This is a genomic window from Aromatoleum bremense (assembly GCF_017894365.1).
Lineage (GTDB): Bacteria > Pseudomonadota > Gammaproteobacteria > Burkholderiales > Rhodocyclaceae > Aromatoleum > Aromatoleum bremense.
On sequence record NZ_CP059467.1, the window covers coordinates 2,842,583 to 2,856,482 of the forward strand.

Consider the following 13,900-nt stretch of genomic DNA (forward strand, 5'->3'; position numbering starts at 1 on the left):
GACCTCTCCCCGCTGCTGCCGGCGGCGCAATGGTCTATGGCTGCTTGCGAGCGGGAAACAGCCGCCGCTGCAGCAGCTTGCGCGCTTCGTCGAGCAGCAGGACGCTCGAGGCGACCGCCGCGGAGAGTAGCCAGTCCCCGCTCTCCAGCGCGGTCGTGCCGAAAATGGCCTGAGCCGGTGGCCAGTGGACCACCACCCCCTGCAGCGCGAGTACGCCGCCGAGCGCGATCCATAGCCGGACATTGGTGAGGAATTGCGAGTTGAATGCGCTGCCGTGTTCGTTGCGGGCGTTGAACACGTTGAAGAACTGGAACAGCACGAAAGTCGTGAACGCCAGCGTCAGCGCGCGCGCCTCGCCGTGCTCGGCCAGCGCGGAGCGGAACAGCCACAGCGTGCCCACCATCATTGTCGCGCCGTATAGCGACAGCCGCGCGAGGCGGTGCAGCGTGAGAATCTGTGCGTCCTGTGCGCGCGGCGCGGCGCGCATGATGCCCGGGCGGGCCGGCTCGATGCCGAGCGTCATCGCCGGTGGGCCGTCCATGATGATGTTGATCCACAGCAGCTGGATCGCGGTGAACGGCGCCGGCATCCCGAGCAGCGTCGCGGCCAGCACGGTCAGGATCGCGCCGATGTTCGTCGACAGCTGGAAGCGCACGAACTTGACGATGTTGTCGAAGATCACGCGCCCTTCCTCGACCGCGCGCACGATCGTCGCGAAGTTGTCGTCGGTCAACACCATCGTCGCCGCCTCGCGCGTCACCGCGGTCCCGGTGATGCCCATTGCGATGCCGATGTCGGCCGCTTTCAGCGCCGGCGCATCGTTGACGCCGTCGCCGGTCATCGCGACGACATGGCCGGCCGCTTTCAGCGCCTTGACGATCCTGACCTTGTGCGTCGGCGACACGCGCGCGAAGACGGTGATGCGGTTGACGCGCGCGGCCAGCTCGGCGTCCGTCATCACGTCGAGCTCGGCACCGCTGACCACGTCGCCGCGCAATCCGATCTCGCCGGCGATCGCCGTCGCCGTGACCTTGTGGTCGCCGGTGATCATCTTGACCTGGATGCCGGCCCGGTTGCAGCGCTCGATCGCCGCCGCCGCTTCGGGGCGGGGCGGATCCATCAGGCCGGCGAGGCCGACGAAAGTCCAGCCGTCGGCCCACGCCCACAGGTCGGCCTCCGGATCGAATTCGTGCTTCGGAATGCGGCGCCGCGCGACCGCGAGCACCCGCAACGCCTGTCCGGCGAGATGGTCGTTCTCGGTGATGATGCAGTGGCGCGCGGTCTCGTCGAGCGGCTCCTCGCGGTCCGCCACGAGCCACCTCGAGGAGCGCGCGAACAGCACGTCCGGTGCACCCTTGATGAACATGTCGACGTGCTCGCCAGCGTCGTGGAACGTCGCCATGAACTTGTGCGCCGAGTCGAACGGGATTTCGGCGATGCGGGCGCGCCGTTCCTGTTCGGCGGGCGGCTCGCAGCCGCCTTTTTGCGCGAGCACCCACAGCGCGCCTTCGGTCGGATCACCGACGAGTTCGCCGTCATGCACACGCGAGTCGGAGCACAGCGCCACCGGCAGCAGCAGCGGTCGCAAGCGCAGGGCCGCGTCGCCGTCTCTGCTGCCGGTGATGCAGCCCTCGGCGCGGTAGCCCTCGCCACTGACCGCGAACCGCTCGCACGCGATCCAGCACGCGCGCGCGGTCATCTGGTTCAGCGTCAGCGTGCCGGTCTTGTCGGAGCAGATCACGGTCGTGCAGCCGAGCGTCTCGACTGCGGAGAGTTTCTTCAGGATCGCGCGGTTCTGCGCCATCCGCCACATGCCGATCGCGAGCGTCACCGTGACGACCGCCGGCAGGCCTTCAGGGATCGCCGCGACGGCCAGTGCCACCGCGCTCATCGCCGCCTGCGTCCAGGGCAGGCCGCGCGCGAAGTCGAGGGCGAAGATCACGGTCACGACGACGCCGGCAATCGCCGCGAGTTTCTTTCCGAGGCTGTCGAGCTGGCGCTGCAGCGGAGTCTCGGTCTCGGCGGTGCTGGCGATCATGCCGGCGAGCTGACCCATCTCGGTCGCCATGCCGGTCGCGACGACGATCAGCTCGGCGCGTCCGCGTGTCACCACGGTGTTCATGTAGAGCAGATTCGCGCGCTCGCCGAGCGGTAGCTCCGCCGTCTCCAGCGCCGCGGTCGATTTGCCGACGGCGTGGGATTCGCCGGTGAGTGCCGCTTCCTCGACTTCGAGGTGGTGCGCGGCGAGGAGCCGGCCGTCAGCGGGGATGCGATCGCCCGCCTCGAGCAGCACGATGTCGCCGGGAACCAGCTCGCTGGCGTCGACTTCGACGAGCCTGCCGTTGCGCCGCACGCGAGCCCGCGCGGCGAGCATGTCCTTCAGTGCCGCGAGCGTGCGTTCGGCGCGATGCTCCTGGTAGAAGCCGAGTGAAGCGTTCAGCAGCACGACGACGAGGATCACCATCGCATCCTTGAATTCGCCGATCGCCCAGGCGAGGACGGCGGCGAATATCAGGACGATCACCAGGAAGTTCCTGAACTGATCGACGAACTTGAGCCACACCGGCCGCGGTGCCGCTTCGGCGAGCCTGTTCGGGCCGAAGCGCGCGAGCCGCTCGGCGACCTGTTCAGTGCTCAGGCCGCGGACGGCGTCCAGCCCGAGCGCCTCGGCGGCGGTCTCGGCGGTCAGGGTGTGCCAGCGGCGGGTTTCGGTAGCCATGAGCATGCGGTCGGTGGTGCCAGTCGGTGATGCGATAAATGGCCGCCACCACGGATTCGGCCGGCTTCAGTCTGCGGGCGGAGTCAGCGCCGGAGAATCCTGCGTCACGGCAGCCGAGGGTTCCGGGATGCGGGTCGCGAGCACCTTGTCGATGCGCTTGCCGTCGAGATCGACGACCTCCAGTCGCCACTCCCCCCACTGGGAAACATCTCCGGTATGCGGCAAGCGGCCGAGCAGCCACATCACCATGCCGCTCAGCGTGTGGTAGCGCCCCCTTTCTTCCTCCGGTACCGTCTTGAGTTCGAGACGGTCTTTCAGTTCTGGGATCGGGATCATGCCGTCGAGCAGCCAGGAGCCGTCCTCGCGTTGCACCGCCCAGGCTTCTTCCAGGCTGTGCGGGTGGAATTCGCCGGTGACCGCCTCGAGCACGTCCTGCAGCGTCACCATGCCCTGGATTTCGCCGTATTCGTCGATGACGAACACCATCTGTGTGCTCGATGCGCGGAACTGGTCGAGCAGTTCCATGCCGGTCAGCGACTCGGGCACGTAGATCGGCGGCTGCAGCTGTTGCGTGAGATCGGTCTTGCCGCCTTTGAGCGTCTGGTTGAAGAGCTGCTTCGACGAAATGATGCCGAGGATGTCGTCGAGCCCGCCGCGACACACCGGAAAGCGCGAATGGTCGGACTCGGCCATCCGCGCGAGGTTCTCGTCGAGCGGGCGCGTGACGTCCAGCCATACGATGTCGGCGCGCGGGACCATCAGCGAGCCGATCTGGCGGTCGTCGAGGCGGAACACGTTGCGCACCATCGTGTGCTCGTTCTTTTCGATGATGCCGGCTTCCGATCCCTCTTCGAGCAGCGCGTGGATCTCTTCCTCGGTGATGCTCGGTCCGCCTTCGTCGCGCTTGCCCAGCAGGCGCAGCAGCAGCGCGGTCGACCACATCAGCAGGCGCACGAACGGGCGCGACCCGATCGCGAGCGCCTTCATCGGGCGGGCCACGAGGATCGCGATGCCTTCCGGGTTGATCTGGCCGATCCGTTTCGGCACCAGTTCGCCGACAACGATCGAGACATAGGTGATCACGACGACGACCAGCACCGTCGCGCCGACTTCGCTCGGATCCTGCGCGAGGCCGAGCGTCTGCAGCCAGGTGGCGAGCGGCGCCGCGAGCGCGGCTTCGCCGACGATGCCGTTGAGGATGCCGATCGACGTGATGCCGATCTGGATCGTGGACAGGAAGCGGGTCGGCTCCTCGCCGAGTTCGATCGCGACGCGGGCCGACGCGTCGCCGTCTTCGGCGAGCCGCGCAAGCCGGCCACGGCGCGCGGTGACGAGGGCGATCTCGGACATCGCGAAGGCCCCGTTCAGCAGAATCAGGGCGACGAGAAGGAAAATTTCCATTTTCGGACTATCCGGGAAAAGCGTGGAACGAACCGGCCGCAGCCCGCTTGTCGCCAGCAACGACATGACGTGCTGCAGGCGGCAGGGCGGCGATCAGCGGAGGGACGAAGCGGAGAGGCTGCGACACGGAATGTGCCGGGACCCGGACGGCCGGGGCAGGGCCGGGTGAGGGCGGAGTCGATCGGGGGTGAACGAGCGTGTTCGCGCGATGGCGGGAGAAAGCGTTCTCCGGGCGACATCGCCGGGAGCCTTCGCTGCTGTTGCGCTTGCCGCGCATGGCGTCTTTCGGTGTGGCCGAAAAGGCCGTCGTCGGAGTGTTTCGACTACTCATGGCGCGGAGATTGTGTCGTCCCCGCTGCTCCTTTGCGTTGTATGTCTGCGTGCATCATGCCTCAGCGGTCCCGAGCTGTCACGTCCGGGCGGCCCGCGAAGGGTGCGACGGCGCATGCGGCAGGCCCGCGGCTTTGCGGTGACAAGCGTTACAATGTCGCACTTTTTTTCGCTTGGAACGGTCGGATGAAGACCACCTTTCTGGATTTCGAACAACCTGTTGCCGATCTGGAAGCAAAGATCGAGAAGCTGAGATTCGTCCAGGACGATTCGGCAGTGGATATTTCCGAGGAGATCGCACGCCTCGAAGCGAAGAGCCAGACGCTGTCCAGGAACCTGTACGCGAAGCTCACGCCGTGGCAGATCGCGCAGGTGTCGCGCCATCCCCAGCGGCCCTACACGCTGGATTACGCGCGCCACATCTTCACCGACTTCGTCGAGCTGCACGGCGATCGCAGCTACGCCGACGACAAGGCGATCGTCGGCGGCCTCGCCCGCTTCAACGGCCAGAGCTGCGTCGTCATCGGTCACCAGAAAGGCCGCGACACGAAGGAAAAAATCCTGCGCAACTTCGGCATGCCTCGGCCGGAAGGCTATCGCAAAGCGCTGCGGCTGATGCGGCTGGCGGAGAAGTTCGGTCTGCCGGTGTTTACTTTCGTCGATACCCCCGGCGCGTATCCGGGGATCGGCGCCGAGGAGCGGGGCCAGTCCGAGGCGATCGGCCGCAATCTTTACGTGATGGCCGAACTCAAGGTGCCGATCATCGCGACGATCATCGGCGAAGGCGGTTCCGGCGGCGCGCTGGCGATCGCGGTCGGCGACCAGGTGATGATGCTGCAGTACGCGACGTACTCGGTGATCTCGCCGGAGGGCTGCGCGTCGATCCTGTGGAAGAGTGCCGAGAAGGCGTCCGAGGCGGCCGAGACAATGGGCATCACCGCGGCCCGCCTGAAGTCGCTCGGTCTCATCGACCGGGTCGTCAACGAACCGGCGGGCGGCGCGCATCGGGATCATCGCGCGATGGCGCAGAGCCTCAAGCGTGCGCTGCAGGATGCGTTGCGCCAGGTGGCGGATCTTTCTCCGACCGAACTGGTCGAGAAGCGGTTCGAGCGCCTGATGAGCTATGGCCGGTTCAAGGAACAGAACGTCGCCTGACCCCATCCCCCTGCTTGCCGATGCTGTCGCCGGCGTGCTCGCGGCGGCAGCGGTGGCGCCGCGACAGCGCCTGTGCGTCGCGTTCAGCGGCGGGGCCGACTCGACGACGCTGCTGCATCTGCTCGCCCGCCTGCGGCCGCGCTTCGGCTTCGACCTCTGCGCAGCCCACGTCCATCACGCACTGAGTCCGAACGCCGACGCGTGGCTCGACTTCTGCGCGCGACAATGCGCCGCGCTCGGCGTGGCTTTCCACCCGTTTCGCGAGCAGGTCGCGCGCGATCATCCGGCAGGGCTCGAGGCGGCTGCGCGCGAGGTCCGTCATGCCGCGCTCGCGCGCGTCGCGTGCGACTGGCTGGTGTTCGGCCATCACCAGGACGATCAGGCCGAAACGCTGCTGTTCCGGCTGCTGCGCGGCACCGGTCTGCGCGGCGCCGCGGCGATGGCAGCGATCGAGCCGGGATCTCCGGGACGGCTGCGGCCGCTGCTCGGCGTGCGCCGTGCCGACATCCGCGCCTTCGCGCAGGCGGCTTCGCTCGAGTGGATCGAGGACGAGAGCAACGCCGATCCGCGCCATGCCCGCAATTTCCTGCGTCACCACGTATTTCCGCTGCTCGGCGAAGCCTTCCCCGGTGCGGTCCCGGCGCTCGCGCGCGCGAGCGGCCATTTCCACGAGGCGGACGGGCTGCTCGGCGATCTCGCGGTGCTCGATTGCGCCGCGTGCGGCGGCTGGCCATTGCCGCGTGACCGGCTGCTGGCGCTGTCCGACGAGCGGGTGCGCAACGTCTTGCGTTGGCGGATCCGGGAGATGGGTTGCGAGGCGCCGGCGCGCGCGCGGCTCGTCGAGGCCGTCCGGCAACTGCGCGCCACGCAGGCGCCGCTGTACCTGCCGCTCGGCACGGCGGCGTGCTGCACCTACCGGGGCCGGCTGTGGCTGGAGCCGCCGCGCGACGGCGCACCGGAGCAGCCGCTCGCGTGGCGGCAGGAGCCGGTGCTGCGCTGGGGGGCCGGCGTCGTGCGCTTCGAGCCGGTGACCGGCGCGGGCCTCGGCCGGGCCGCGCTGCAGCGTGCGGTGGACGTCGCGCTGCTGCCGCGCTGGCCGGGGCTCACGTTGCGGCAGGACGGCGGGCGTCCGCGGCGCAGTTTCAAGAACCTGTGCCAGGAAGCGGGTATCCCGGCGTGGCTGCGTCCACGGCTGCCGGTGTTGTGCGTCGATGGTGAAGCCGCGTGGATCGGCGAGATTGGCGTCGCGGCCGAATTTCGCTGCGGTGCGGGCGAAGCCGGACTGCTGCCGGTGTGGCAGCGCTGAACGCAGGCGGCTAGCGCCCGCCGACCAGGTTGATCAGCTGAGCGAGCTCGACGGCTGAGCGCACCGCCATCTTGTCGAAGACTTTCGAGCGATGGGCCTCGACGGTGCGCATCGAGATGTTCAGGTGGTCCGCGATCACCTTGTTGTATTTGCCGGCGAGAATCTGCTCCATCACTTCGCGCTCGCGCGCCGTCAGCAGCGCGAGCCGTGCTTCGACCGTTTCACGCGTCGCGGCCGCAACCTGGCGTTGGGCGTCGGCATCGAGGGCGCGCACCACGACGTCGACGAGATCGCTGTCGTTGAACGGTTTCTCGATGAAATCGAACGCGCCTTTCTTCAGCGCCGCCACCGCCATCGGCACGTCGCCGTGGCCGGTGATGAACACCACCGGCAGCAGATTGCTGCGCGCACGCAGCGCGTCGAAGCACTCCAGCCCGCTCATGCCTGCCATGCGGATGTCGATCACCGCGCAGCCGCGCCAGTCCGGCTGCACGGCGGCAAGGAATTCTTCGGCGCTCGGCCACGTCGCGCACGCCACGTCGCGCGTCTTGAACAGCCACTGCAACGCGTCGCGGATCGCTTCGTCGTCGTCGATGATATGGGCGCAGGCGGGATTCATGAGAGTTCGACCGGGAACGACAGGATGAAGATGGTACCGCCGTCCGGATTGCTTTCGAAACCCAGGCGGCCATGATGAAGTTCGGCGATCGAGCGGCAGATGTTCAGGCCCATTCCCATTCCTTCGGGCTTCGTCGTGAAAAACGGTTCGAACAGGCGGCGCGCGGTGTCCGCGTCGATGCCGCGGCCGGAATCGGCGACCCGCACCACGAGCTGGCCGCCTTCCTCGCGCGTGGCGACGCGCACCGTGCGCCGGTCGGGCGGATTGTCGTGCATCGCGTCCATGCCGTTGCGCACCAGGTTGACAATGACCTGCTCGATCATCACCGGATCGGCGGGGATGTCTGGCAGGCGCGGCGCCAGGTCGGTTTCGATGCGCATGCGCCGCTTGTGCGCGTCGGCTTCGATCAGGCCGATCGCTTCGCGGATCACCGTGTTGAAGTCGAGCGCTTCGCGTTTGGGCTCGGCGCGGCGGACGAAATCATGCACGCGGCGGATGATCTCGCCGGCACGCCGCGCCTGGCGGCCGAGCTTCGCATGGATGTCGCGCAACTCGTCGCGATCGATCGTCGCCTGCTCGAGCCGGTTCAGGCAGCCGGTGTTGTAGCTCGCGATCGCGGCCAGCGGCTGGTTCAGCTCGTGCGCGAGCGTCGAGGCCATTTCGCCCATCGTCACCAGCCGCGAAGTCGCCTGCAGCCGCTCTTCCTGCTGGCGCCCGAGCTCGCGCGCGCGTTTCTGCTCGGTGATGTCGAGCAGCGACCCCATCCAGCCGGTATGGCAACCGGCGGCGTCGATCAACGGCGCTTCGAAGATCAGCGCGTCGAGCCGCTCGCCGTTCTTGCGGCGCAGGCGCAGTTCGACGCCTTCGGGCGGCGCGGCGCCGGAGAGGATCATGTCGTGGACCTCCTGGGTGCGTTCGAGGTGATCGGGGTCCCAGTAGGGCATCGGCGGCAGGCGGCCGATCAGCTCTTCCGGGCTGTAGCCGACCATCTTGCAGAACGCTGGGTTGACGTAGGTGATGCGCCCGTCGAGATCGCGGGCGCGCAGCCCGGTCAGCAGCGAATCTTCCATCGCCTTGCGGAACAGCGACTCGCGGCGCAATGCCTGTTCGGCGCTGTGGCGGCGCACCAGCTGGCGGCGCAGCTGCCACACGCTCCACACGATGATGCCGGCGAGCAGCACGATCGACGCGATCAGCAGCACCGGCACCCAGCGCGTCTCGCCCCGGTAGGCGGTGATATGCAGGCTCAGCCCGTGGCCGGGCGGATCGAAAGGGATCATGTATTTCATGTCCCCGGACAGCGGCGCGACTTTCGACTTGGCGACGATCTGCCGGCCATCGGCATCCAGCACGCTGACGCGGTAGCGCTCGGAGAACCACCATGGCAGCTCGCCCGCGATCAGTTCGTGCAGCGAGTAGATCCCGACCGCTGCGCCGATGAACGCGTCCTCGGAGTAGATCGGCACGTGCACCTCGAACTGATGGCTGCCGTCGGCGACCTCGTAGGCCGGCCCGTAGGCGCGCCGGCCGATCGCGCGCGCAAGGCGGAAAACCGAGTTCGCCGGGACTGCGCCGACGCTCTCGCCGATCAGGTGGCTGCCGGACATCGGCGGCATCTCGCCTTTCCGGCGGCCTTCGGCGTCGAGCCATATCACGCGCACGAGCCCGCTCTCGGGGCGCAGCAGCTGGCGCAGCTTCGCCTCGGTCGATGCCGGCTGGGTGTCGTGCGCGAAGAGTTCGGGGCCGATCTGGGCGAGCAGCGAGGCGTTGCGGTCGAGCTGGAACTGGAGGTTCTGTTCCATCCACAGCACGTCGTTGATCAGCGTCATCCGCTGCTCGTCCCGGTCGGCGCTGCGGGTCAGCCATACCAGCGCGGCGATGACCGCGAGAAACAGGGGCAGGGTCAGGTACGGCAGCACGGCGAGCCATTTCGCCGGCGCCGGGGTCGGCGCATCGGGCGCGCGCCGGCGAGGTGCAGGCTGCAAGACGGTGGCGCGAGGCGTCGGCGCGGGGTCGGGCCGTTGGCTCATCGTGTCGGTACGAAGGGGGCGGAGTTGCGGATGACCACAATATGGCCGGATCGAGGACGGTACTAGACTTTACCTGTATCCGGGGCCCCGGTTCTTGTTTTGCCAAGGCTCTGGTACTCGAGAATAGACAAATTCGCCGGAGGAGAGAGTAATGAAAATTCGCGCACTTTTGGTTGGCCTGTTTGCCGTCGGCCTGTCCGCCGCGGCGGTTGCCGCCGAACCCATCGTGATCAAGTTCAGCCACGTCGTGGCAAACGACACGCCGAAAGGCAAGGCGGCCGAAAAATTCAAGGAGCTCGCCGACAAATACACCAAAGGGGCGGTGAAGGTCGAAGTCTACGCGAACAGCACGCTTTACAAGGACAAGGAAGAAATGGAGGCGCTGCAGCTCGGTGCGGTGCAGATGCTCGCGCCGTCGCTCGCCAAGTTCGGTCCGCTCGGCGTGCGCGAGTTCGAGGTCTTCGACCTGCCTTACATCTTCGATGGCTACGATGCGCTGCACAAGGTCACGACCGGTGACGTCGGCAAGGAGCTGCTCGGCAAGCTCGAAAAACGCGGCATCAAGGGCCTCGCATTCTGGGACAACGGCTTCAAGTCCTTCTCCGCGAACACCCCGATCAAGAAGCCCGAGGACCTGAAGGGCAAGAAGATGCGCGTGCAGTCGTCGAAGGTGCTCGAGGAGCAGATGCGCGCGCTCGGAGCGATTCCACAGGTGATGGCGTTCTCCGAGGTCTACCAGGCGCTGCAGACGGGCGTCGTCGACGGCACCGAAAACCCGCATTCGAACCTGTACACGCAGAAGATGCATGAAGTGCAGAAGCACATGACGCTGACCGACCACGGCTACCTCGGCTACGCGGTGATCACGAACAAGAAATTCTGGGACGGCCTGCCGGCCGAGACGCGCACCCAGCTCGAACAGGCGGTGAAGGAGTCGACCGAGTTCGCGAACAAGATCGCGAAGGAGGAAAACGACAAGGCGCTCGAAGCGGTGCGCGCGTCGGGCAAGACGGAGGTCTACCAGCCGACCGACGCCGAGAAGATGGTGTTCAAGAAGGCTCTGGTGCCGGTGCACAAGAAGATGGAATCGCGCATCGGTGCCGAGACCATCCAGTCCATCTACAAGGACACCGGGTTCGACCCGTCCAAGCTGTAATCCATCATCCGCTCAACGCCCGCCGGCCCCTGCGCAACGCCGCGTACCGGCGGGCGTTTTCGTGACGGGAGTATCCCATGCTAAAAATCCTTGACCACATCGAGGAGTGGCTCATCACCTTCCTCATGGGTGTGGCCACGATCATCATCTTCGCATCGGTCGTGCACCGCTACGGTTCCGGGCTGGCGATTCCCGGCCTGCAGGACTGGCTGCTGTCGCTGCATTTCGGCTGGGCGCAGGAGCTGTGCATCATCATGTTCGTCTGGATGGCCAAGTTCGGCGCCGCCTATGGCGTGCGCACCGGCATCCACGTCGGCGTCGACGTGCTGATCAACCGGCTGTCCGCCCCCAACCGCGCCAGGTTCGTCGTCATCGGGCTCGGTGCCGGCGCGCTCTTCACCGGCATCGTCGGCACGCTCGGCCTGACGTTCGTGCTCGAGAACGGCGCCCATTATCAGTTTCTGACGTGGTTCGGCATGGACACCGGCGACCTGTATGAAGGACCGACGACGCCGGACCTCGAATGGCCGACGTGGATCGTGTATTCGGCGATCCCGCTGGGGTCGTACCTGATGTGCTTCCGCTTCCTGCAGGTGATGGCGGCGTTCCTGCGCACCGGCGAGCTGCCAACGCACGACCACGGCCACGTCGAGGGCATCGACGAGGAGCACCTGCCGGTCGACGCGAACTACTACGACATGGACGACAACCTGCACCCGCACGACCTGAAGCATAAACAGCTGGGCAAGAACGGCAACGGTGCCCGGGGAGACAAGCAATGAGCGCCGCAATCATCTTCGTATTGCTCCTGGTGCTGATGCTCACCGGGATGCCGATCTCGATCTCGCTCGGCCTCACGGTCCTGACCTTCCTATTCACGATGACCGAAGTGCCGATCGAGTCGGTCGCGCTGAAGCTCTTCACCGGCATCGAGAAGTTCGAGATCATGGCGATCCCGTTCTTCATCCTCGCGGGCAACTTCCTGACGCACGGGGGTGTGGCGCGGCGGATGATCAACTTCGCGACCGCGATGGTCGGCCACTGGTACGGCGGTCTGGGTCTTGGCGGCGTCGTCGCGTGCGCGTTGTTCGCCGCGGTATCGGGCTCGAGCCCGGCGACGGTCGTCGCGATCGGCGCGATCCTGCTGCCGGCGATGGTCAGGCAGGGCTTCCCGAACAAGTTCGGCGCCGGCGTGATCACGACTTCGGGCGCGCTCGGCATCCTGATCCCGCCGTCGATCGTCATGGTCATGTACTCGGTGTCGACGAACACTTCGGTCGGCTCGCTGTTCATGGCGGGTGTCGTGCCGGGCCTGCTGCTCGCGATGTTTCTCGGCTTCACGACCTGGTACCGCGCGCGCAAGTACGACTACCCGCGCCAGCCGAAGGCGAGCTGGGGGCAGCGGCTGCGCGCGTTCAAGGAATCCGCGTGGGGTCTGTTCCTGATCGTCGTCGTCATGGGCGGGATCTACTCCGGCATCTTCACGCCGACCGAGGCGGCTGCGATGAGTGCGGTGTATGCGTTCTTCGTCGCGGTGTTCGTCTACAAGGACCTCGGCATGAAGGACGTGCCGAAGGTGCTGCTGAACTCCGCGAACATGAGCGCGATGCTGCTGTACATCATCACCAACGCGGTGCTGTTCTCGTTCCTGCTGACGCATGAAAACATTCCGCAGGAGATGGCGGACTTCATGATCGGCACCGGCGTCGGCATGATCGGCTTCCTGATCATGGCCAACATCCTGATGCTGATCGCCGGCAACTTCATGGAGCCGTCGTCGATCGTGCTGATCCTCGCGCCGATCCTGTTCCCGATCGCGATCAAGCTCGGCATCGACCCGGTGCATTTCGGCATCATCATGGTCGTCAACATGGAAGTCGGCATGTGCCATCCGCCGGTCGGCCTGAATCTTTACGTCGCCAGCGGCATCACGAAGATGGGCATCACCGAGCTGACGGTGGCAGTGTGGCCGTGGCTGCTGTCGATGCTGGTATTCCTGATCCTCGTCACCTACGTCCCGGCCATCTCGCTGGCCCTGCCGCGCGCGCTCGGCATGATGTAGCGAGGCCGTGTCGTCGCACAGCAAAGGCCCGCCTTTCGAGGCGGGCCTTTTTACTTCCAGACGGTGCGATCGGGCGAGCTAGAATACGTGTCCCCTCGTGCATCGGCGGGAGCATTTGCGTGGATTGCTGGGCAGGAGATACATGGCGATATATCTGAATGAAGCCGAAGTCGGCGGCCTCCTCGACATGCCGATGGTGCTCGGCGCGGTCGAGCAGGTCATGGCCGCTCACGGGCGCGGCGAAACGATCGACTTCCCGCGGCAGCGCGTACGTCTGCCGGCGACGATGACACACCTGCTGCAGGGCGGTGTGCCCGCCGTCAACCTCTCCGGGCTGAAGGTCTATACGAGCGCCGGCGGCCGCAACCGGTTCTGGGTGCACCTTTTCGACGCCACCAGCGGCGATCCGGTCGCCGTGCTCGAGGCCGACCGTCTCGGCATGATGCGCACCGGCGCCGCGGGCGGGATCGCCGCGAAATGGCTGGCGCGAGCCGATGCCCGCGTTGCGGGCGTGTTCGGTGCTGGCTGGCAGGCGCAGGGGCAGATCCTCGCGCTGTGCGCGGTACGGCCGGTCGAACGCATAAAAGTGTTCGCGCGCAACCCGGACCGGCTGCAGGCTTTCTGCACGCAGATGAGCCTTGACACCGGCCGCGAGGTGGTGCCGGCGGCGAGCGCCGAGGACACCGTACGCGGCGCCGATGTCGTCGTCACGATCACGACGTCGCCAAAGCCGCTGTTCGACGCCGCGTGGCTCGCCCCGGGCATGCACATCACGGCCGCCGGTTCGAACAGCCTCGCCCGCCAGGAGCTTTCGGAGGCGGCGGTGAGGCGCGCCGACGTGATCTGCGTCGATTCGCGCGAGATCGCGCTGCGCGAGGCGGGCGACCTGATGCCGCTGCTCGAAAAAGGACGCACGCAGCCGGGGCGGTGGGTGGAACTGGGTGAAGTGGTCGCCGGGATCCGCCCGGGACGCACGAGCGACGCCCAGATCACGCTGTTCGAATCGCAGGGCATGGCGATCCAGGATATCGCCGTGGCGGCGCAAGTCGTCGCGCGCGCCCGCGAACGCGGCCTCGGCACCGCGCTGCCCTACTGAAAGCCGCGCGGCCGCCGCGGGCAGCG

Annotated in this window: 10 protein-coding genes; 6 read left to right on the forward strand and 4 right to left on the reverse strand. The window is 66.8% G+C overall.

Annotated elements, in window-relative coordinates; all coding sequences use genetic code 11:
• Positions 1–34 precede the first annotated feature (34 nt).
• Positions 35–2,719: a cation-translocating P-type ATPase gene (locus pbN1_RS13365; protein ID WP_169201351.1), complete on the reverse strand. Its 2,685-nt coding sequence runs from the start codon at positions 2,717–2,719 to the stop codon at positions 35–37.
• Positions 2,720–2,785: 66 nt separating this feature from the next.
• Positions 2,786–4,120, reverse strand: a complete 1,335-nt coding sequence (locus pbN1_RS13370; RefSeq protein ID WP_169201350.1) for a hemolysin family protein — start codon at positions 4,118–4,120, stop codon at positions 2,786–2,788.
• Positions 4,121–4,636: 516 nt separating this feature from the next.
• Between pbN1_RS13370 and pbN1_RS13375 the strand changes: the two genes are divergently transcribed.
• The gene (locus tag pbN1_RS13375; RefSeq protein ID WP_169201349.1) at positions 4,637–5,605 is read left to right on the forward strand and encodes an acetyl-CoA carboxylase carboxyltransferase subunit alpha; all 969 of its coding nucleotides are present in this window, start codon (positions 4,637–4,639) and stop codon (positions 5,603–5,605) included.
• A gap of 34 nt (positions 5,606–5,639) precedes the next feature.
• Positions 5,640–6,911, forward strand: a complete 1,272-nt coding sequence (gene tilS, locus pbN1_RS13380; protein WP_169201389.1) for a tRNA lysidine(34) synthetase TilS — start codon at positions 5,640–5,642, stop codon at positions 6,909–6,911.
• 10 nt (positions 6,912–6,921) lie between these two features.
• Here tilS and pbN1_RS13385 read toward each other — a convergent pair whose 3' ends face one another.
• Both pbN1_RS13385 and pbN1_RS13390 read right to left on the reverse strand, forming a co-directional pair.
• On the reverse strand, positions 6,922–7,530 hold the full coding sequence (locus pbN1_RS13385) for a response regulator transcription factor (RefSeq protein ID WP_169201348.1): 609 nt from the start codon (positions 7,528–7,530) through the stop codon (positions 6,922–6,924).
• On the reverse strand, positions 7,527–9,560 hold the full coding sequence (locus pbN1_RS13390) for a sensor histidine kinase (RefSeq protein WP_425305740.1): 2,034 nt from the start codon (positions 9,558–9,560) through the stop codon (positions 7,527–7,529). Before pbN1_RS13390 ends, pbN1_RS13385 begins: the two co-directional genes overlap by 4 nt.
• A 151-nt stretch (positions 9,561–9,711) precedes the next feature.
• Between pbN1_RS13390 and pbN1_RS13395 the strand changes: the two genes are divergently transcribed.
• From pbN1_RS13395 to pbN1_RS13410, 4 genes are all read left to right on the forward strand, one after another.
• Positions 9,712–10,716: a TRAP transporter substrate-binding protein gene (locus tag pbN1_RS13395; protein WP_169201346.1), complete on the forward strand. Its 1,005-nt coding sequence runs from the start codon at positions 9,712–9,714 to the stop codon at positions 10,714–10,716.
• A gap of 77 nt (positions 10,717–10,793) precedes the next feature.
• Positions 10,794–11,498: a TRAP transporter small permease gene (locus pbN1_RS13400; protein ID WP_169201345.1), complete on the forward strand. Its 705-nt coding sequence runs from the start codon at positions 10,794–10,796 to the stop codon at positions 11,496–11,498.
• A complete protein-coding gene (locus pbN1_RS13405; RefSeq protein WP_011238168.1) occupies positions 11,495–12,778 on the forward strand; it encodes a TRAP transporter large permease in 1,284 nt (427 codons plus the stop codon). Before pbN1_RS13400 ends, pbN1_RS13405 begins: the two co-directional genes overlap by 4 nt.
• A gap of 142 nt (positions 12,779–12,920) precedes the next feature.
• Positions 12,921–13,874: an ornithine cyclodeaminase family protein gene (locus pbN1_RS13410; protein ID WP_169201344.1), complete on the forward strand. Its 954-nt coding sequence runs from the start codon at positions 12,921–12,923 to the stop codon at positions 13,872–13,874.
• Positions 13,875–13,900: the final 26 nt, after the last annotated feature.

Coding starts and splice junctions, on each gene's coding strand:
- pbN1_RS13405 (WP_011238168.1), top strand. CDS start 11,495: ATGAGCGCCGCAATCATCTTCGTATTGCTCCTGGTGCTGATGCTCACC.
- pbN1_RS13390 (WP_425305740.1), bottom strand. CDS start 9,560: ATGAGCCAACGGCCCGACCCCGCGCCGACGCCTCGCGCCACCGTCTTG.
- pbN1_RS13410 (WP_169201344.1), top strand. CDS start 12,921: ATGGCGATATATCTGAATGAAGCCGAAGTCGGCGGCCTCCTCGACATG.
- pbN1_RS13365 (WP_169201351.1), bottom strand. CDS start 2,719: ATGGCTACCGAAACCCGCCGCTGGCACACCCTGACCGCCGAGACCGCC.
- pbN1_RS13375 (WP_169201349.1), top strand. CDS start 4,637: ATGAAGACCACCTTTCTGGATTTCGAACAACCTGTTGCCGATCTGGAA.
- pbN1_RS13385 (WP_169201348.1), bottom strand. CDS start 7,530: ATGAATCCCGCCTGCGCCCATATCATCGACGACGACGAAGCGATCCGC.
- pbN1_RS13395 (WP_169201346.1), top strand. CDS start 9,712: ATGAAAATTCGCGCACTTTTGGTTGGCCTGTTTGCCGTCGGCCTGTCC.
- pbN1_RS13370 (WP_169201350.1), bottom strand. CDS start 4,120: ATGGAAATTTTCCTTCTCGTCGCCCTGATTCTGCTGAACGGGGCCTTC.
- pbN1_RS13400 (WP_169201345.1), top strand. CDS start 10,794: ATGCTAAAAATCCTTGACCACATCGAGGAGTGGCTCATCACCTTCCTC.